The 21,466-nt window shown below is 32.5% G+C and carries 15 protein-coding genes; 13 read left to right on the top strand and 2 right to left on the bottom strand.

Going from position 1 to position 21,466, the window contains the following annotated elements; genetic code table 11:
* Positions 1-99 precede the first annotated feature (99 nt).
* From IPK88_15785 to gldC, 8 genes are all read left to right on the top strand, one after another.
* Positions 100-597, top strand: coding sequence for a DUF1761 domain-containing protein (locus IPK88_15785; protein ID MBK8244886.1), 498 nt, complete (start codon positions 100-102; stop codon positions 595-597).
* Between the two features lie 164 nt (positions 598-761).
* Entirely contained in the window at positions 762-2,294 is a 1,533-nt protein-coding gene (locus tag IPK88_15780; GenBank protein MBK8244885.1) for a T9SS type A sorting domain-containing protein, read from the top strand.
* A 74-nt stretch (positions 2,295-2,368) separates the two neighbouring features.
* On the top strand, positions 2,369-2,908 hold the full coding sequence (locus tag IPK88_15775) for a hypothetical protein (GenBank protein ID MBK8244884.1): 540 nt from the start codon (positions 2,369-2,371) through the stop codon (positions 2,906-2,908).
* 697 nt (positions 2,909-3,605) lie between these two features.
* Positions 3,606-4,079 carry an Lrp/AsnC family transcriptional regulator gene (locus tag IPK88_15770; protein ID MBK8244883.1) on the top strand — a complete coding sequence of 158 codons (474 nt, stop codon included), beginning with the start codon at positions 3,606-3,608 and terminating at the stop codon, positions 4,077-4,079.
* Positions 4,080-4,110: 31 nt separating this feature from the next.
* On the top strand, positions 4,111-4,869 hold the full coding sequence (locus IPK88_15765) for a TraB/GumN family protein (protein MBK8244882.1): 759 nt from the start codon (positions 4,111-4,113) through the stop codon (positions 4,867-4,869).
* 75 nt (positions 4,870-4,944) lie between these two features.
* Positions 4,945-7,314 (top strand): TonB-dependent receptor, encoded by a 2,370-nt coding sequence (locus IPK88_15760; GenBank protein ID MBK8244881.1) that lies wholly within the window; start codon positions 4,945-4,947, stop codon positions 7,312-7,314.
* A 17-nt stretch (positions 7,315-7,331) separates the two neighbouring features.
* Entirely contained in the window at positions 7,332-8,246 is a 915-nt protein-coding gene (locus tag IPK88_15755; protein ID MBK8244880.1) for a DUF4249 family protein, read from the top strand.
* Between the two features lie 2 nt (positions 8,247-8,248).
* Positions 8,249-8,590, top strand: a complete 342-nt coding sequence (gldC, locus tag IPK88_15750; GenBank protein ID MBK8244879.1) for a gliding motility protein GldC — start codon at positions 8,249-8,251, stop codon at positions 8,588-8,590.
* Between the two features lie 75 nt (positions 8,591-8,665).
* Here gldC and IPK88_15745 read toward each other — a convergent pair whose 3' ends face one another.
* Positions 8,666-9,253 (bottom strand): NTP transferase domain-containing protein, encoded by a 588-nt coding sequence (locus IPK88_15745; GenBank protein ID MBK8244878.1) that lies wholly within the window; start codon positions 9,251-9,253, stop codon positions 8,666-8,668.
* Between the two features lies 1 nt (position 9,254).
* On the bottom strand, positions 9,255-10,106 hold the full coding sequence (gene fdhD, locus IPK88_15740; protein ID MBK8244877.1) for a formate dehydrogenase accessory sulfurtransferase FdhD: 852 nt from the start codon (positions 10,104-10,106) through the stop codon (positions 9,255-9,257).
* 573 nt (positions 10,107-10,679) lie between these two features.
* Here fdhD and IPK88_15735 point away from each other — a divergent pair.
* The 5 genes from IPK88_15735 to IPK88_15715 all read left to right on the top strand — a co-directional run bounded on the left by IPK88_15735 (position 10,680) and on the right by IPK88_15715 (position 21,464).
* The gene (locus IPK88_15735; protein ID MBK8244876.1) at positions 10,680-11,687 is read left to right on the top strand and encodes a PorP/SprF family type IX secretion system membrane protein; all 1,008 of its coding nucleotides are present in this window, start codon (positions 10,680-10,682) and stop codon (positions 11,685-11,687) included.
* Between the two features lie 17 nt (positions 11,688-11,704).
* A complete protein-coding gene (locus IPK88_15730) occupies positions 11,705-14,149 on the top strand; it encodes a PD40 domain-containing protein (GenBank protein ID MBK8244875.1) in 2,445 nt (814 codons plus the stop codon).
* A 28-nt stretch (positions 14,150-14,177) separates the two neighbouring features.
* A complete protein-coding gene (locus tag IPK88_15725) occupies positions 14,178-17,804 on the top strand; it encodes a gliding motility-associated C-terminal domain-containing protein (protein ID MBK8244874.1) in 3,627 nt (1,208 codons plus the stop codon).
* A 192-nt stretch (positions 17,805-17,996) separates the two neighbouring features.
* Entirely contained in the window at positions 17,997-19,025 is a 1,029-nt protein-coding gene (locus tag IPK88_15720; GenBank protein MBK8244873.1) for a PorP/SprF family type IX secretion system membrane protein, read from the top strand.
* An 18-nt stretch (positions 19,026-19,043) separates the two neighbouring features.
* A complete protein-coding gene (locus IPK88_15715; protein MBK8244872.1) occupies positions 19,044-21,464 on the top strand; it encodes a hypothetical protein in 2,421 nt (806 codons plus the stop codon).
* The last annotated feature ends 2 nt before the right edge of the window (positions 21,465-21,466 follow it).

Below are 21,466 nucleotides of genomic sequence, written 5' to 3'. Positions count from 1 at the left end.
ACATTATTAAATTTAAAATTATATAATATAAAAAAAGACCATATAATCATAAAAATTCAAAAAGAAACATCTACATTTGGGTAAACAAAACTTAAAATTATGGAAATGAATTGGTTAATTACTTTTATCGCTGCCCTGGTGCCGCTGGTAATTGGATTTGTGTGGTACAATCCCAAAGTTTTTGGAAATGCCTGGATGGCAGGATCCGGAATGACGGAAGAAAGTATGAAAGGGAATAACATGACCCTCGTTATGATCTTGTCCTTTGTATTTAGTTTCATGTTGGCTATTATTATGCATCCTATAGCCATTCATCAATTTGGTTTATTTTCTCTTTTAGAAAACCAACCAGGAATGCATGACAATCCGATTACGAATCCGGATTGGAATGCATTAATGCCAAAGTATGCAGACAATTTCAGAACGTTTAAACATGGTGTGTTACATGGAGTAATAGCTGCATTATTCTTTTTCTTGCCTACCTACGGCACGATGGCCTTATATGAGAGAAGAGGATTTAAGTATATTGCTATTAATGTAGGTTACTGGGCAGTAAGTCTTGGAATTATGGGTGGTTTAATCAGCCAGTTCAAATAGAATTATAATCCTGTTATATATTTAAAGCGGTCGTTCATTCAGTTGGCGGCCGCTTTTTTTTATCATAATGGAATTTAATATTGGACTTATTCACAATAAATATACCTATTGAATAATATTTTGTATTTTGAGAACCAAAACACATTTAATTTAAATAAATTATTTTGAAAATAATTGCTTCTATATTATTCTCTTTTGTATTTGCGAAGATACTATTGGGGCAAGGAATCTTTAATAAATATCAATATGATAATTATTGGAATCCAACATTTACAGGTATAAATACTTATAAAAATCAAATATGGACATTTGGATCTTTAACTAGAACCACTGATCATGTAAACGATTTGATGGTTAGTCAATTGGATAATAAGGGCAATTTGCTGGAATTTAATGTATTAAAAGATGATAGTACTTACCATTGGTTCAATGTTGGAATGGAAAGAATAAATAATGACTTATATACTATTACAAATGAACCTTATATTTCATCATGTTTAGTTAAATACAATACCATTTCATCAAGTTTTGAAAAATTGGCCACATATAAAAGTAAGGAAAAGGAAAATACATTCTATACTTGTCATGACTTTATTAAATTTGGAAATGAACACTTTATTATGAGCTCCGTAGACAACTCCAAATTAATTAATAATGGACTATCTTCGATACAAATTTCAAAAATCAGTACTTCTGGTATTAAATTATGGGAATTCCAATATAAAATTAATTATTTTAGTTGTTATCCAACTAAAATTAGAATATTAAAGGATTCTCAACTTATTATTTCATGTGTTGGGAATAAAGATGCTGAATTTAATCAAAATGATCGTAAATCAATAATCTCTTTTTTTATTCATTTAACTAAAGATGGGAAATTAATTAAAATAGTCACCGCACATAAAGTATATGCTAATATTAATGATTTTGTTTATCAAAGTGATGGAAGTTATATTTGTGCTGGAGCAGATACCGTTCATATCAGTTTAAAAAATTGGTATGCCGTTTGTCCAATTATTTTTAAATTAGATAGTTTAGGATATGAAATATGGAGTAAAGATATATCCGATAGAAAAATTAGTTCTCCAGGTCTTGAACAAATGGATTATGTCGAATATGATTCAGCTTCTGAGTTATTTGTAAGTGCTGGAATTGGCAAGTATCTAAATGATTATGGTCCTCAGAAAAGAATTAGGTTATTGAGTTGTATTGGGTTTAATAACAATGGGGATATTGTTTGGAATAGGGTCCTGAAGAACAATATAGGACAACTTCAGGATATTTGTTTTGGAATGGAATTATTAAATGGCAATGTCTGGGTAGTTGGGATTACTGGAATTTTTGATGAGGAAATTAATAATTATTACAATAGTGCTGTTCTTATTAAACTTAATATGGATGGTTGTGTAGAAGAAAATTGCATTGATACAAAAATTGATACAAGCATGTTGAGATTTACTTTTGGTCCCAATCCAATAAATAATGAAATGATTGTATATTCTAATGAGTTCGATGATATTAATTTTAAAATATATAGTCTTGAGGGAAAATTGAAATTAACCTATTTAATTCCTCCTTTTTCTTACCACAGAAGTATATCTACCACAGAACTGGATAACGGAATTTATATAATTGAAGCAATAAATACAAAAACAAATAGAAGGTTTATTGACAAGTTAATTGTACAAAATCAATAATCATTACATTAATTTGTAAATGATTTCATTTCTAATGCCAAAGCGAAGAGGCTAACAAAAGTGATAATATAATTATGAAATATATAATATCTGCTGTTCTATTATTGCTAATCTATTCATGCGTTAAGGATGCTACATTTGATGAGAATGGATTTTTTGGCGAAGGGCAAGCAAAATTAAATGGTAATGATTGGAAAGGAAAAACTGGTGTATTTAAATCTAGAAAATATTGTACACCCGATACATGTATTGGCATTTTAATATATAAATATAATGAATTTGGTGAACTTAGAGGCAAAATATTAATTGACTATGTTTCATTAAAAATTGGTAAATTTCAATTGAATCCAATAGAACCTTTTTATTTGGATACATTTAATAGAATTTCTTATTGTGAATTTACATCGGATGGAGATGTTGTAACAGGAACTTACATATTAAAAAATCCTAAACCGGATTATTATATTGAAATTACTGAACTCAATAAACAAAACGGTGATATTCGAGGAAGTTTTAGAGCTCAGGTTGTAAGGGATACCTCTTTTATAGGTAAATTTCCAGACACGATTAATATAGAAGATGGCAGTTTTTATGGTAGAATAAATTGGAGATAAATTCAAGTATTATAGTTTTTGAAAGTGTTATTCCAACTATCTTATTCTTTACAAGGGGTAGGTGAATACTAAATACAAATTGGTAGGAAAGTAAAAGTAGGATATGTGACTTTAATTCATTTATCAGAATATTCTCATATAAGAATTTTTAAATTAGATTAAAGAGCTTTATTTAAAGACTTAAAGAATATCCACCGCGTTACAGCTCAAGTTATCCATCAATAATTATTATCATAAACGTAGATTCTTTATGGGGGAGCAAATTCTTAATTAGTACGCTAGTGACTATAATATGCCAAACCCAATACTACTTTTTCCCAGCTAGTTTTCAGGACTATTCCACGACTATTCCACGAATTATCCAGGTCTGTGCGCTTCATACTGTCTTATCCTAAAATAGCTATACAGGTTAATAAATAAATTCTAAAATTCAGATGAAAATTTAATTTGTAATCCTAATTAAGGAATACAAGGATTTGTGCAAATATTCATGTAAACCTATAATATTTTGAAATTGCCTAAAAATTAGGCAATTATCTGGCATTGAACTCAATATTTAAGTATAAACTTGCGTTTAAAATAATACTGGAATTAACTTATTGTTAATAAATAGTTAAATGAGCTGAGTACCGAAATAAAATTCTATTTTAGCGGCGTTTTAATAACAAATACCATTTTTAATTTTAAAAATTTCAAAATGACAGATAAATTAGACAAAATCGATGTAAAAATCCTAAACATACTTCAGGAGAATAGTAAAATAACCAATCTGGAATTATCTAAAAAAATAGGACTTTCTCCGGCTCCAACCTTAGAACGGGTTAAAAAATTAGAACAAACTGGTGTCATCGAAAGCTATCACGCCAAAATCAATGCCCATAAAGTGAATTTAGCTATTAGTACCTTTATCCTGGTTAACATTGCCTGGAATAAGCCTAAAGCGCTGGATAATTTTATGGAGAAAATCAAAAAAATAGAAGAAATCGTTGAGTGCTTTATAATTACTGGTGATGCAGACGTACTCATGAAAGTGGTCACTAAGGATATGCAAACTTATGAGGCGCTTTTATTCAAAAAATTGTCCCAAATTGAAGAGGTTGAACGATTGAAGACTTTAATGAACTTATCTACAATCAAACAAAACAATCGCCTTCCTATTGAAGTAGGATAGTTCGTTTGGTCATAGAATAACTTCCCTTAAGATGCCAATGCCAAAAAGTGTTCTTTGGGAAATAGCAGGAGATCAGCACTATACCTCTTATTTATTAGGTACAATACATATTGAAGATATTGGCTTGGCGAGTATTAAACTTGCTATTGACCAATATTTATCTCAGGCAGACATCATTGGAACTGAAATTCATTTGTTGGAAGCCAAACAATTTAATTTACAAGATTATATCTTAATTGATCCTATTACAGATCAATCCATTTCTGATATTCATTGGGAAAAATTGGAACAACGATGCCTCAAATATTTAGGATTGGATATTTCGGGTTACAAACAGTATAAACCCTTAGTAATATTAAACATCATCTCCATTCATATACTGGCAAATAATGCCACGCACCAAGGACTTGATGAATGGATTTGGGAACAAGGTGAACGCAATCATAAAATTTGTATTGGACTGGAAGATCTTGTAACCCATTATAATTATTTGAATCAAATTCCTCTTCCGATACAGTATAAAATGTTATTGGATGCCAGTAAAAATATCACCAAACTAAAAAAACAATCCAAACAATTACTTGCTTCATATTTAAAACAAGACCTAACTACCATTTACAAGAAAAGTAAAAAAATGTTAGGCCAATACAGGCATTCATTTCTTTATGAACGCAATCAATCCATAACAGAACAAATCATCCATTGGAGCAAAACCGGATCTTTATTTGCAAGCTGTGGTGCGGGCCATTTGGGAGGTCATTACGGTATTATCAGTTTATTAAAACGATAGGGATTTAAAATAAAGCCCATTCAGATAAACTAATCTTTTTCTTTGCGGTTCTATTGGGGTTAACATTTCAATCCAATGAGACTTATTCTTATAAGTTTATTTTTAATTTTATCTTACTTTTCTTCTGCACAGTCTTTGATAACCATCAACGGTTATATCACCGAACAAAAATCTGGCGAAACATTAATCGGTGCTAATGTATATTTAAAAAGTGATCAAAGCGTAGGTACCATTTCCAATTATTATGGATTCTATTCTATTAAAATTCCAAAAGGCATTCACAAACTAGTGTATTCCTATGTTGGCTACACAACAAAAGAATTGGATTTAAATTTAACTCAGGATACAACGATAGATATGAAATTGTCTACTGGAGTATTAATGGAAGAAATTGTAATAACAGATGAGGAATTAAAAAAGAATGTTCAAAGCACAGAAATGGGTACCATTGAACTTGGCTTAGATAAAATCAAGAAATTACCCAGCCTCATGGGTGAAGTAGATCTTCTAAAATCGCTGCAATTATTACCTGGAGTTTCTTCAGCTACTGAAGGCACCGCGGGTCTATATATTCGAGGTGGCGGACCTGATCAAAATCTGGTACTGCTTGATGAAGCTGTAGTCTACAATACGGGACATATGTTAGGTTTTTTCAGCGTATTTAATTCTGATGCTATCAAAAATGTAACCCTAATCAAAGGCAGCATGCCCGCAGACTATGGAAGCAGAATTTCTTCGGTAATAGATGTTCAGATGAAGGAAGGTAATGATCAGGATTATGTTGTGGAAGGTGGAATCGGAATCATCTCTTCAAGATTAACTGTACAGGGTCCAATAAAAAAAGAGCAGGCTTCATTTATTTTTTCTGCCAGAAGAACTTATGCATTGGATATCGCCCAACCCTTTATAAATAAAACAAAATATGCAGGCACCAATTATTATTTTTATGATCTCAATGCTAAATTAAATTATAGAATATCACATAAGGATCGAATTTATTTAAGTGGCTATTTCGGAAGAGATGTTTTTACATTTTCAAGTCAAGAAAGAGGATTTTCCATATCATTACCTTATGGAAATGCTACTGGAACTGTAAGATGGAATCATATCATTAAAAATAACCTTTTTGCAAATGTTGCTTTCATTTCGAACAATTATAATTTCAACATCAATGGTGGGCAAGAAGAATTCGTTTTTAAATTAAATTCAGGCGTCAAAGATTATTCTGCTAAAATCGATTTTGATTATTACCCCAATACTAAACATCATATTAAAACAGGACTTAGGTATACTTATCATCAATTGCAACCCAATATCATTTATGGTACCAATGGCGAAGAAACCTTCACCTCAAAAGTTGAAACCAAATTCGGACATGAAAATGAAATTTACGTTTTAGATGATTGGAAAATCCGAAGACAATTGAGTCTTAATGTGGGTGTTCGATTATCTAATTTTATTCAAACCGGTCCCTATACTGATGAAGCCACTCAAAAAAAATATAATACAAATGATATCGTAACATCGTATATCGTCCCTGAGCCCAGGATTACATTCAACAAAGGCATCAATGAACAATCATCCATTAAGGGCGGTGTGAGTCTATCCAGTCAATATTTACACCTCGTAAGCAATTCAGGAAGTACACTACCTACGGATATTTGGGTGCCCAGTACGAAGAAAGTAAAACCGCAGATCGGCATTCAATATGCCATTGGATATTATATCAATTTATTCAATGACCAAGTTGAAACCTCCGTTGAAACCTATTATAAAGATCTGAGGAATCAATTGGATTATAGAGAAAGTTATGTTGAATCTTTTTCCTCAGAGATTGAAAATGAATTTGTCTTTGGAAAGGGGAGAGCATATGGCATTGAATTGTTTTTGAAAAAAAAGCGCGGCGATTTTAATGGATGGATCAGTTACACATTGTCCAGATCAGAAAGATGGTTTGATCAAATAGAACAGGGTCGAATATTTCCAACTGTATATGATCGACCTCATGATTTAGTTATAGTTGCAAATTATAATTTAAGTAAATACTGGCAAGTATCCGGTGCTTTTATTTATGCCACCGGACGGCGATATACGCCAATACAAAGTTTATTTATCATTGACAATAAACCCAATATTGAATACGGTCCAAGAAATAGTGCACGAATTGAAGACTATCACCGACTAGATGTTTCTTTTGTTTATGACAATGTAAGTAATCATAAAAAATCGTTTCATTCCAGTTGGGCAATCTCTATTTACAATATTTACAATCACAAGAATCCATTTTTCAGCTATACTGATTTTAGTTCCAATATATTGAATGGAAATGGTTCTGCAAAAGCAGTCAATGTTTCTATTTTTACCATAATTCCTTCGGTTACCTGGAATTTTTATTGGGATAGTAAATCAAAAAGTAAAAAGTATGAAGAAGAAAGTAAAAAGTGAAAAGTAAAAAGTAAAAAATGAAACGATATCTTTATATACTTCTGTTGTTGAATATGTCTTGTGAAGAAACCTTTATTCCGGTAACGAATGTAGAAGATGAAAAATATGTTGTAGAATCTTATCTTGAACTCAATGATCAAGCGATATTTCCGTATTTGATTTTGACTAAGTCTTTAGGGTTTTATTCTAATATAAATGCCAGTATACTCGAAAATTTATTCATTCATAATGCCATAGTTAATATTGAAACCAACCAACTTCAGTATCCATTGCAAGAAATCTGTCTAAACGATATTCCAAAAGCATTACAACAACAAATTGCTGATCGATTTGGATTAAACCTGGATAGCATAAGTGTCAATTTTTGTGTTTATATTGATATCAATGGACAAATACCATTACAGGTTGGAAATCAATACAAATTATCTGTAATAACCGGAACTGATACCCTTAGATCTACGACAACGATTCCTGGTTTTATTAAAATAGATTCTGTATGGTTTGATAAAATCCCAGGAACCCCAAATGATACTTTCCGCCAAATGTTTTGTTTCATTTCGGATAATCCATTAGTTATAGATTATTACCGATATTTTACCGGAACCCAACATGAGCCATTGATTCCCAATTTTTCTTCGGTTACAGATGATGCATTATTCAATGGTCAACAATTTAAATTTACGTTACAAAAAGCCCAAGCACCCGGAAGTGAATTCACAGCGACATCTGGATATTATAGAGTAGGGGACACAGTAATCGTTAAATGGTGTAATCTGGACAAGGAACATTTTGATTTTTGGAACACCCTGGAAGTCAGCAGGACGCGCCAAGGACCATTTGCTTCATATGTTCGGATTGATGGTAATATTACCAATGGATTAGGTATCTTTGGCGGTCAAATTTGTAAGAATTATCAACTTATTGTAAAATAATTATGTCAAAAACTTCAGATATTCATATTAAAGTACAACTTGATGCACAAAATGTACCGGAGGATATACAATGGATTGCAAAGGATGGTGGTGTAGATTCTTATTCCCAAGCTAAAGGCATCCTGATTTCTTTTTTTGAAAAAGAAAGTATGGATACTTTGAAACTAGATCTATGGACCAAGGAAATGCAAGTTCAGGAAATGGATCGCTTTATGTTTCAAACCTTGAAAGCCTTAAGTGAGACTTATTTAAAAGCAACTAATAATACTAAATTAGCAAGTGATTTTGGACATTTTGCCAATTATTTTGGAGAACAGACTCAAATTTTGCCCCCAACCAACTAAAAGTATATCTTCATAGAATCCGATTTAATGAAATTCGACGTTTTATGGTTTTGGGATGAAATCATTTACCCAAAATTAGAGGTTTAAATATTGTTCTTGTTTCCATTTTTCATATTCTTCCGGAGTGTTGATTCCATTCAAATTGATTTTATGATGTATTAACTTAATATCCTTATTTTTCAATACCGATATAGCAGATTTTTTGGAATTTAGATACTCTTGCTTAAGATCATCAAATATTTTTGGTTCATAGATGGTACACAATGGAAATGGAAAATCTGTCCCTAAAGTCAAGTAAGCTGTACCGTAAGAAGTCGGATCTCTTTGAGTTATGAGTGCTTCAATGTCTTCTTTTGTAATGTAAACCAAATCACATGCCACGACTAATAAGGCATGGTCAGGATGTTTAAGTATCGCACTATAGATTCCGCCCAATGGACCTTGATGAGATTCGACATCGATTAAAGTATTTGGCAGCTTATATTGATCTGCCTGGTGTGAATTGCAGGATATATAAATATTAGAACAATGTTTTTCCAAAACCCCCAACCACCAATTATAGACTGGAACAGTATCTTTAATAACACTAAGTTTGTCAAAACCCAATCGACTGCTTTTTCCGCCACATAAAATAAGTCCGGTTAGAGGAAGATATGAATTCATATCAAATGTTAAATCGTTGAATTCCAGAATAAATATTCACACTACCATCTTTTAAAAATCCTCCTAAACTCATACCAAAACTGTTTGCTAAATCTATAGCAAGGCTACTAGGAGCCCCAATAGCCAAGAGAGCCGGAACCCCAATCGTTAGGGCTTTTTGAATGAGTTCAAAACTTGCCCTGCCACTAACTAATAGGATATGTTCAGATGCAGGAACTAAATGATTTTCTAAGCAATACCCAATAAGTTTGTCCATCGCATTATGTCTACCAACATCCTCAGCAATAGTAATTAAATGACCACCAAAATCAAATAAAGCACATGCATGGATTCCGCCCGTTTGATCAAATAATTTCTGATTGCTTTTTAATACACTTGGTAATTTATAAATAGTATCTAAAGATATTTGCTTTTCTAAGCTTTTTAACAAAAAATGGCAATGAGTAACGGCTAAGTCAATGGTTGTTTTACCACAGACACCACAACTGGAGCTGGTATAGAAATGTCGGTTTAAATCTTTTACCCTATGGATTAAATGGGGTTTGATATGAACCACCACAGTTTGTTCTATAGTCTCTTCAGGAGTGCATGAAAATTTAAACTGAATATCATGAATGTCTGATACTGAGTCAATAATACCCTCTGAAAACAAAAATCCCAGGACTAAATATTTATCATGTCCTGGCGTTCTCATGGTAATGGAAATCGTTTTTAAGGTAGTATGATCTTTCTCATTATATTTGATAGCTATTTCCATTGGCTCTTCAATAGCCACGACATCCATTTTTTCAACAGAATGATTGCTATTTATTTTGAATATCTTTCGTTCGGTAAGGCCATCTAAAATTTCCATAAATTGTTACTTTATCTTAAAAATTGGGTTTGAAAAATTTTAATAAATGATCAAATATAAAAGCAAATAGAAAGTAAAAATAATCACAGTCTGTAATACCATCTATATCGTTAGTAGTACATTGAATCTTATTTAATACGATTTAGATTTCACCCATTAAAGTATCAAAATTACATGAATCAACATTAAATTTCATATGAATACTTAATCAGGAGTAAGTTCATAACAACTAATGACAGTCAAGGTTTTTAGTGCTGATTATGAACTAATTGTATGGATAATCAGAAATGCAATTAAAAATTAAACCGCATTTGAAATATGTTAACACATTCTATAGCCAACATAATGAAAAATTTTAAAAAGTATAATTAATTGAATATCAGCTAATAATTGTACTAATTAACCTTTATTATAACATCAATGAATAAATATTTATTTTTTATATATGTCAAATATTCATAAAAATACATATCTTTGACCTGAGGAACAATGCTTCCGTAACCAGATATCCCTGACCTACCCAATTTTCAATTCTAAGTCTATTTTTTTCATTAGCTGATAAACATGAAAACTATGTTTAAGAGATTTACTTTTTTTATTGCGATTGGTATTTGGGCAAATTTATCTGCCCAAGACTTACATTTTTCGCAGTTCTATTATAATACCCTAAATCTATCACCTGCCTTATCGGGCCAGTTTGATGGTAATCATCGGGTCACATTGAATGTAAGGAACCAGTGGTTGGCCGTGCCTGTCCCATATACTACGTTTAGTTTCCTCTATGATGCGAATACGGTATTGAGCAAGAATAAAGATGTTATAGGTTATGGAATTGGATTGGATTATGATCGTGCTGGAGATTCAAAATTGAGTTTGGCAAAATTAGTTGGTACAGTAAGTTATGCCATGACTGTGGGAAAAAGACATACGGTTGGCATAGGATTTAATCCGGCAATAGCACAAAGGCGATTAAGTGAAGGTGAATTGCGCTGGGATAATCAATGGACTGGTGACAAGTACGATCCCTCGATCAGTTCAAAAGAAACTTATACGCCAACCGGTACCTTCTTTTTTGATTTAGGAACATCTGTGATGTATCAATATACACTAAAACCGAGAACAAAAATTGGTGTGAATGGCTCACTTTACCATATTAATAGACCAAACCAGAGTTTTTATAGCAATTCCGGGATTAAAGAACAATTACCAATTCGATATTTGGGATTCATTGATTTAAGTGTTGGCGTTGGACAATATTTTGATGTACTCCTAGCAGGGATTTACCAAAGCCAGGATAAATATCAAGAGTTGGTTGGATCTGGTAGAATTAGACTATATCTAAATAAAACACCTGGAGCTGTTTTGAATTTGTTGCTTGGGTGTAATTGGCGTAGGGATGATGCACTAATACCTAACCTGGGTTTTGAGTGGAGAAACTGGTTAATAAGTGGAAGTTATGATATGAATACATCGCCATTTAAAAGTGTTACAACGAAAAGAGGTGGACCAGAATTGGCATTGCAGTACAATTACAAAGCTGTGAAAGCTTTAAAAATTAACAAAAAATGCCCTATTTATTAAATATTAAATGCGTTTTTGTGAAAAGAAATTATAAACTATTTTTTGTTCTAATGATCTTGGTACATCAGATTGGCATGGCCCAAAACTACCCAGGATTTTCAAAATATTGGGGACCTATCCATGAAGAATTCAACAAACAAAACTATTATGCAGCTTATGATCTAATATTACAAGCATTACCATACAAGCAACAGACGGATTCACTAACCTATCTTGCAGCTACTGCAACTAGAAAATTGAATGCCTATTCAAAATCAGAATCTTATTATAAAAGTTTACTAAAAACTGAATTAGAACAAAGACATCCTGATATTAATTTTTATTTAGCTGAAGTTCTTTATAGTCTAGGACGATATAGTGATGCTGAAGTTTATTACAATTCATACTTAGCTGCTGCAGAGGATACATCACCTGAAGTTGAAATTGCAAAAAAAAGATTGGTGCAACTCAAGTGGGCGAAAGAACATATAAAAATCAAAAATCCATTGCTTAAATTAAAAAAACTTGAAGAAGGAATAAACACTAAAGACAATGAATCAAGCCCAAAAATCATTGATGGCTCCGTTTATTATTCATCATTGAAATCAAGTGAATTTGAAAAAGGCAAACTCAAAAGTGAAATTTTAAAATTCAATGAGACGACAGTAGTTAAGGAACCCATAGATAGTGGAATCTTAGACCAAAATGTATTAATGGCTAATCCAAGTTTTTCTGAAGATCGAAAAATGTTTGTTTATAATATTTGTCGAGAAATGGAAGGCACGAGTGAATTGATATGCGATATTTATTTGAAAGTCAAAGAAGACTCATCTTGGAGTAAAGGCATTAAATTACCAGCAACGGTCAATTCCCCAAATTATACTTCTACTCATCCATTTATAACCAAAGAACCCGTAACAGAATTATATAAATTATATTTTACTAGCAATAGACCAAATGGAAAAGGGGGCTATGACATTTGGTCAACCTATGTAGATGAAAATGGGCAAACCACGGAATTGGAAAATGTGGATTTTGCCAATACGGAAGAAAACGAATTCGCACCTTTCTATTCTTCAAAAACTAAAACATTGTACTTTAGCAGTAATGGTTTTAATGGATTTGGTGGTCAGGATATTTTCAAATACAGTTGGAAGGGACAGGATTCATTAAAAGTAGTTAATTTAGGAGCATCAATAAACAGTAGTTATGATGATATACATTACTCAACGAACAATTTAGACACCAAAGCCTATATGGTTTCTAACAGGCCCGGATCTATTTATTTAGATGATGTAATGCAAGCTTGTTGTTATGACATTTATAAAGTAGGTATTACACCTGCGACGATAGAACTTTTTGTAACTACAAAGGATGCGTATGATTCGACTATGTTAGGTCAAGTCAAATTAAATTTATACGATATTACTGAAGGCGACAGTTTAGTTCAAGTAGTCACCGTAGACGAAAAATCAATTTCAAATTTCAAATTGATTGAAGGAAGGATGTATAAAATTATTGCTACCAAGGAAGCATACATTGGAGATTCTATAAACATTAGTACTATTGATTTACCTGATTTCAAACCCATTAAACGCGATGTATATTTAATTCAGAAAAAACAATTAAATGTATTGACTTTTGAAAGAACTACGAATGTGAATTTAAAAGGTGTCACGGTCCAACTGTGGAATACAGATCGCAATCAATTGATCAGAGAAGTCACAAACCCGGACAGTAATTTTTTTAATTTCGAATTACTTAAAGGAGTTAATTACAAATTAATTGCAACTAAAAACAAGTATGAATCTGCAGAAGCTATACTTTTAGCAAAAGACATTTCCGGTGAACTCATTATTAATAGAAAATTATTCTTAGAATTAACAGCGATCGCAGAATTGAGAAGATTACTCCCTATTAAATTATTTTTTGATAATGATCTTCCTGATCCTAGATCATCTTCTGATACAACAAATGTTTTATTTTCAAAAATCTACAATGATTATGTTGCCAAAAAAGGCAAATACATGTCTGAGTTTACGAGTAATCTAAAAGGACCGAAAAAGGATAAGGCAATTTTAGAAATTGACACTTTCTTCGAAAAAGATGTAAAACTAAATGGAGATAAATTACATCTATTTATGGACAAATTGTTAATTGTAGTCCAAGAAGGTCATTCGATAGATATTTTTCTAAAAGGTTATGCTTCTCCAAGAGCCAAATCGGACTATAATCAGTTGTTATCTTCGCGGAGGGTGAGTTCTATTCGCAATGAATTTAATGTATATCAAAATGCCGCATTTCAACCTTTTATCGTAAGTGAAAATTTAAAGATCAAACAAATTCCATTTGGTGAATCCCAATCAGGATCAGATGTTAGTGATAATCTGGAGGACGTAAGAAATTCGATTTATAATCTTAAGGCGGCATATGAACGGAGGGTTGAAATATTAGAAATTTTAAAAGGTGTAGATGATAAATAAAAAGGATAATATTCTTAAAGTGATGAATATGAAAAAGACATATAAATTTTTATTTCAGTTAATTTTATTTACTTTCTTTGTTTTTAGCTCTAAATCAGTCTACAGCAGTCATATTGTAGGTGGCGAAATGACTTATCGATGTTTAGGAATTACTAAAGATCAAGTAAAGATTCAGGTAAGATTTACTTTACGGCGGGATTGTTTCAATGGAAGTCCAGAAGCAGAATTTGACAGTATCGCTCATGTAGGAATATTTAATTCGAGTGGTAAAATACTACGTGAATTAGGTAAATATGGCGTAATACAAATGCCTTTTAACAAAGACGACACTTTAAATGAAATTCTAAAGACAGAATGCGAAGTGGTAGGAGGTGATGTATGCGTTCATACGACCACATACTTTGCTACTATTACTTTACCATTTAGATCAGGGGGGTATATATTTGCTTATCAGAGATGTTGCAGAAATAAAACCATTACTAATATTGTTGAACCAGAACTTCAAGGGGCTACATATTCACTTGTAGTTACTGAAGATGCACTTCGTTATTGTAACAGCAGTCCAACATTCGGGGAATGGCCTGCTATATATGTTTGCGGTGATAGGCCTATATCCTTTAATCATGCTTCAAAAGACTTAGAAGGTGATTCTCTAGTTTATACGCTATGTGAACCCTATTCAGGAGCTGATACGGCCAATGCTAAACCATCCACACCTCCAGGTCCACCTTATGCCCCAATAGTTTACAAAGCCCCATACAGTTTATTGAACTTACTCGGAGGATTTCCTGAATTAAGAATTGATCGATTTACAGGTTTATTAACCGGCCAACCAGATAAAGGCACCACTGGACAATTCCTTGTTGGTGTTTGTGTCAGTGAATATAGAAATGGAAGATTATTGTCACAAACTAGAAGGGATTTCCAGTATAATGTACGAATCTGCACTACAAATCCTGTTTCTACTTTTGAACCCGATCAAGATGTTTTGTGTCAAGGAGATCGAACCGTATTGTTTACAAACAAAAGTATAAATGCAAAAGAATTTACATGGTTTTTTGATTACCCTAATACCACTCCATTTGCTAAAGATACGAATCCAAGTTTTACTTTTCCAAAATCTGGTAAGTATACTGTAGCCTTAGTGTCAAGAAGGGCTAAGGATTGTATAGATACGTCATACAAAGATATTTATGTGTTTGATTCGACTCAATTAGGAGCTAATTTCGATATAGCATATGGTTCATGTGATGATTCTATAAACATTAGTTTGAAGAATAAATCATTTGATTCATTACTCAATATAGTCAAATGGGATTGGAATGCAACAGTGGGCGGAAAAGATTATCAATCAAATGATGTAGATCCAATTTTTAATTTTCCGGATACAGGTAAGTTGCATATCAAATTAATTGTGACATCTTCCGGAGGATGTTTAGATTCATTAGAAAAAGAAGTCTATGTCAATAGATTGAAACCTAATTTTCCAGCCTCATCAATACCCATTTGCATCGGAGAAAAAACGAAAATTATTTCAAATCCAGATAATCGGTTTAAATATACCTGGTCTCCGGGTGAAGGTTTAAGTTGTGTGGACTGCCCTGATCCTATAGCTAATCCAGACAGCACCAGGATGTATTATGTAACGGTTACGGATGGCCAATGTACTGAAATAGATTCTGTTACTATTAAGGTTTCAAAATTACTCGATATCGATATTCAAGCAGATTCAATTATTTGTAAAGATTCTGTTTCTTTAAGAGGAATAGGTGGTGTAGAACAAACCATTGAATGGTCCAATTTAAATGATTTTTCAAATATAATTCAGAGTGGGTCTTTTAATTTAAATACAGTAGTATTAGATAAACAAACATTCTATATCAGAGCGAAAAGTCAATTTAATTGCCCTGGAAATGATAGCATTACCATTACCAATAAAAAAGTAAAAACAAAATTAATCACCACGGATGTTAAGGCTTGTGAACAAGACACCTTTACATTAATTATAAATAATGAAGTACCAGAGCAAATGCTTGATTATCGTTGGACCCCGAGTACTTATATATTGTCTGGTCAAGGCACTACAACGATCAAAGGCTTAGTTCAAAAATGTGAAGACCAAACTTTTTATATTAATACTGAAAACGAATTCCAATGCAGAGCGAATGATACGGTACATGTCGATATCATTTGCAAACCTTTAGTGGATTTCGCAGTAGATAAAAACTGTGATAAAACACTAGTTAGTTTCATTAATCAAAGTGATAAGGGAAGTTATTTTTGGGATTTTGGAGACAACAATACAAGCACTGACAAAGATCCACTTCACGATTTTAAAAAAACGGGTAGATATCTTGTTACACTGAAAATTAAAGGTGAGTGTACCAACGAGATTACAAAAGTTATAGATGTTGGATTTATTAAAGTCAACCTTAATGATACCATTTTAAGTTGTAATGGTGAACCGGTCCACATCAATCCTAATCCAGATTTAAACTACAAGTATCAATGGTTTCCAGCCACAAATTTGGATGATGCCAATATTCCCAATCCTTTGGCTGATGTAGACACTACAACAACTTATAAAGTAAGAATCTCTGATCCTATTTTTTCGGACTGTTTTATTGAACGTGCAGTAACCATATTTGTACCACCAGCAATAGATTTAAAAATCAATAGTGATACCGTACTATGTTATTCAGATACGATAAACCTTCAGGCTACTACCAAATTTTCAACAAAAGTAGAATGGTATAATCGTGTTTTACAATTTTTAGGCGATGGATATCAATTAAAAAGACAAGTTTCTGATTCAGGATATATTTATGCTTATGCTACAGATCGGTATGGATGTTCAGAAAATGATTCATTTAAAGTGATTCCAATTAAAACCAAATATGATCCATTACTCCCTTTTGATTTGTGTCCAGGAGCCGATCGTACCATAGAATTTAAGACACTTAATAGCCACAGATACACTTTTAATTGGAGTCCAACAAAATACATTGTAACCGGTGAAAAAACCAATCGTATCATTGTAAAACCCGTTGACACGACTGTATTTTATGTTGATTTTGTGAATGAATATGGCTGCGCATACCGGGATAGTGTTCAAATTAATATCAGTAAATTTGATCCGCCACTCGTCGCATATGCAGAAGAAGATACCATTTATTTGGGACAATCTACTGTATTACACGTAAATAGAGATTACAAAAATTATAATTGGATTATTCCATATGGATTGAGTTGTACGGATTGTACAGATCCTATTGCAACTCCAGAAAATTCAATACTTTATTCTGTCGAGGCCGTCAACGAAGATGGTTGCGTAGAACGGACTGATGTAAGAGTCATTGTTATTAGACCTAAATGTGATGAATCTGACGTTTATATTTCAAACATCTTTTCACCTAACGGAGATAGACTTAATGATGAATTTAGAATTCGAAGTAACTTCCTCAAGGAAGTTGAAATGGTCATTTATGATCGGTGGGGTGAAAAAATATTTGAAACATTTGACCTTAATCATTGGTGGGATGGAACCTATAAAGGATCTCAATTACCTCCGGATGTGTATGCATATTACTTTAAAGTCAGGTGTGTAGACGACCAAACCTATTCTAAAAAGGGCAATGTTACAATAGTGAGATAATTTTGTAATAGAATGAGTTTTGTTTAATATATTTGTGATACCAAACTCATGAAATCAGACCTAATTTAGCAGGCCTGAAAACCGAAATATTAAGAACCTAATTCCTGCTGGAATGGTTTAGTTTTTATGTTTAACTTATGGTATTGACTGATATTCAGTCGATTGTATTTTGTTAACCTAAAACGACAACCTGTGATTAATCAAATTCGCTCTATTTTAGCATGTTGTATTGCTTATCTCTTCTTATTTGATACAACTAATGGTCAAGATATCCATCATTCCCAATTCTATACATCGCCTCTAAACGTAAATCCTGCTCTTACAGGGGTTTTCAATGGAGATTGGAGGGCAGCAGGTAATTTTCGAAGCCAATGGTTTGTTGATGATTTAGTTCAATACATGACTTTTACAGGATCTTTTGATAAACGTTTCTATCCTAAAAAATGGACCACTAAGGGTATGTGGAATGGGGGAGTCCTCTTCAATTATGACCAAGCAGGAGATTCAAAATTAAGTTTAGGTCATTTAGGGGTTAGTGTCTCCTATGCTTATCCAATCAATGTAAATAACATCCTTTCAATTGGTGGTTTAATTGGATTATCCCAACGAAAATTTGATCAGGAAAAACTAACATGGGATTCTCAATGGTCAGGAACTGGATTTGATCCAAGCAGGACGACTAATGAAAATTTCGACAATACATCTAACACCTTCGCCGATTTATCAGGTGGAATCAATTATCGATGGCAAAAATCACGCAGAACTAAAGTTGATTTAGGGGTTGCTGCTTATCATTTGAATAGACCAGATCAAAAGTTTTTTAATCAATCCGATGCTTCCAAACTTCCTATTAGACTAAACATAAACCTAACTCCAAGTATTAAACTGAGTTCAAAATTTGATTTATTGTTACATGGTCAATATCAAAATCAAAAACCATATCAAGAAACAGTAGTTGGCGGATATGGTAAATTCTATTTATCAACACAAAGAGGTAAAGAAGTTGCGCTACTCTTGGGAATTGCTGATAGATTAGGTGACGCTTTGATACCTAAAATTGCCGTGGAATATAATAGTTGGTATGCCGGAGTCAGTTTTGACATCAACACTTCTTCATTTAAAGAAGCAACCAATGGTCGTGGAGGACCTGAGTTTTCATTAATCTACACTTTTGCTAAATCTCGTCCTTTATCTCAATTAAAGGCTTGCCCTATTTTTTAATTTTTAGATCATAATCTCATGAAAAGAATTATAATACCTTTCATCATATTTTTTATAGTTGCAAGTTTATCGGCTCAAAACCCTAGTTTAAAATCCGTTTTAAGTACCGCAGAAAAATCCATGGCAGCAAAAAATTATTATGATGCTTTGGATAAATATCAGGAAGCTTTAAAATTTAATGCCGAGCAAATTGATTATCTATATAAGGCTGCCGAAGCCGCGCGATTACACGGAGCTTATAAAATTTCAAGCCAGTATTATGATCTGGTTTTAAAACATAGTGAAAATGGAAAATATCCATTGGCTGGTTTTTGGTTGGGTCAAGTCAAGCAATTTCAAGGAGACTACGAAAATGCTCAATTAGCTTATACCAGCTACAAAACAGAACATTCAGGAGAGGATCCATATTATACTGCACTTGCTGAAAAAGAAATCAAAGCGTGTGAATGGGCAAAGCAACAGGTTAAAAACCCTGTTAAAGGAACTACATTAACCAATATGGGCGAAAAGATCAATTCTCAATTTTCTGATTTTGCCCCTACACCTTTTATGGATGAGCTCTATTATTCTTCACTACGATTTGAAAACAAAGTAAATGTTAGCTTGCCAAAACGTAATTTGGGTGGACTTCTTCGCTCCAAGAAAGGGGAGGAGGGATTTCGATTTGCTGAAGAACAATTAAAATTCCCAGGAAAAACCGTAGCCAATTCCTCACTCAATTATAAAAATAACAAAGTATGTTTTACAGTTTGTGAAGATATCAATTACCATGACAAAAGATGCGATCTATACATGGCAACTGTTGACAAATCAGGTCTATGGCTAGACCCAATAAAACTACCAGAATTTATTAATATAGCTACTTCATCCCAAACACAACCTAACCTTACATATAACCCGGATTTAAAAAAAGAAATCCTTTATTATGCATCAAACAGAGAAGGTGGTAAAGGTGGATTTGATATTTGGTTTTCCATTATAGATGATGCTGGAAATTATTCTGAACCTGTAAATTTAACAGAAATAAATACAGCGCAAGATGATGTTACACCATTCTATTTTGCGAGTACCAAAACATTTTATTACAGTTCAAAAGGACATCTTGGACTTGGGGGATTGGATGTTTATAGTGCCAAGGCAACGGTTGATGGATGGACTATAAAAAATATGGGCGCTCCATTAAATTCAAGTTTTGATGATCTATATTTTATTAAAGCTCAAAATGGAACTGACAATTATCTTGCATCAAACAGAACAGGATCCATCTTTTTAGATGATGCCAATGAAGCTTGTTGTCTAGATGTTTACAAAGTGAGCATTTTACCATGTGAAATTAAGCTTATATCCATGGTATTCGATGCAGCTACTTTAGATACATTAAATGGAGCAACATTAAAACTTTATGATGTTAAAGAACCCAATTCCAATCCGGTCATCATTACGAAAGACACGTCCAATTTATTTGATTTTCCAATCAGTTGCGAAAAAGAATACAGAATTGAAGCATCTAAGCCTGGATATACGACTGAATCAATAACATTTCTAAGTGGCCGACCAGGTGAATTTACAGAAATTCTTAAAAAAATATATCTAAAGAGAGCTAAAATCCAATTAGATGCACTCACCTTTGACAAACAATCAGGAGATGAATTAAATGGAACAACGGTCATTTTATATGATCTTACAGATCCAAAAATTCCACCTGTTTCATTAACTAATCTCAGCACAAATTTATCCCAATTTGAAGTTGTCAATTGTCATGAATACAGATTAGTCGCTACAAAAACAGGTTATGCCAGTGTCATAAAAGATTTTAAAATTGATTGCAACCAGATTGATAAAGTAATTCAGAAATTGTATTTGGATAGAGAACTATATAGCATGTTGCCCTTAGCGCTATATTTTGATAATGACAGGCCAAACCCTTCCTCTTTATCTAAAACAACTTCTTTAACTTATACTCAAACCTATAATTCTTATTATTTAAGAAAAGGAATTTTCACACTTAAATTCAAAAAATTATTCAATAAACAAGAACAAGATAGTGCTGTAACAGCAATGGATAAATTCTTTGAAAAAGATGTAAAAGGCGGTAAAGAAAAACTAGATTTATTTTTAGGTATACTTGAATTAGAATTGGCAAAAGGAAAAAAATATGAAATTTTCTTAAAAGGATATGCTAGTCCTTTAGCCAATAGCGAATACAATTATATTTTAGGGCAAAGAAGAATTTATAGTGTTAAAAATGAATTTTCTAAATATAAAAATGGAAAATTGAAAAAGTATATCAAGACTGGCCAACTTAAAGTTACAGAAAAGTCGTTTGGCGAAGCTACCGCACCAGTTAACATCAGTGACAAAGTAAATGATGTTAAGTCTATTTATCACATAAATGCTTCAAAAGAGCGAAGAGTTGAAATCATAGAAATTAAAGAGTAAAA

Origin of the sequence: Candidatus Defluviibacterium haderslevense, assembly GCA_016712225.1 — a bacterium.
In the GTDB taxonomy this organism is placed as follows: Bacteria; Bacteroidota; Bacteroidia; order Chitinophagales; family Saprospiraceae; genus Vicinibacter; species Vicinibacter haderslevensis.
The sequence above is the reverse complement of the archived record's forward strand: the minus strand, read 5'-3'. Positions and strand labels throughout refer to the sequence as shown.

Excerpts from the sequence above, each read along its gene's own strand:
- IPK88_15715 (MBK8244872.1), top strand. The coding sequence starts at position 19,044 with ATGAAAAGAATTATAATACCTTTCATCATATTTTTTATAGTTGCAAGT.
- IPK88_15755 (MBK8244880.1), top strand. The coding sequence starts at position 7,332 with ATGAAACGATATCTTTATATACTTCTGTTGTTGAATATGTCTTGTGAA.
- IPK88_15735 (MBK8244876.1), top strand. The coding sequence starts at position 10,680 with ATGTTTAAGAGATTTACTTTTTTTATTGCGATTGGTATTTGGGCAAAT.
- IPK88_15775 (MBK8244884.1), top strand. The coding sequence starts at position 2,369 with ATGAAATATATAATATCTGCTGTTCTATTATTGCTAATCTATTCATGC.
- IPK88_15785 (MBK8244886.1), top strand. The coding sequence starts at position 100 with ATGGAAATGAATTGGTTAATTACTTTTATCGCTGCCCTGGTGCCGCTG.
- fdhD (MBK8244877.1), bottom strand. The coding sequence starts at position 10,106 with ATGGAAATTTTAGATGGCCTTACCGAACGAAAGATATTCAAAATAAAT.
- IPK88_15760 (MBK8244881.1), top strand. The coding sequence starts at position 4,945 with ATGAGACTTATTCTTATAAGTTTATTTTTAATTTTATCTTACTTTTCT.
- IPK88_15770 (MBK8244883.1), top strand. The coding sequence starts at position 3,606 with ATGACAGATAAATTAGACAAAATCGATGTAAAAATCCTAAACATACTT.
- gldC (MBK8244879.1), top strand. The coding sequence starts at position 8,249 with ATGTCAAAAACTTCAGATATTCATATTAAAGTACAACTTGATGCACAA.
- IPK88_15745 (MBK8244878.1), bottom strand. The coding sequence starts at position 9,253 with ATGAATTCATATCTTCCTCTAACCGGACTTATTTTATGTGGCGGAAAA.
- IPK88_15725 (MBK8244874.1), top strand. The coding sequence starts at position 14,178 with ATGAAAAAGACATATAAATTTTTATTTCAGTTAATTTTATTTACTTTC.
- IPK88_15765 (MBK8244882.1), top strand. The coding sequence starts at position 4,111 with ATGCCAATGCCAAAAAGTGTTCTTTGGGAAATAGCAGGAGATCAGCAC.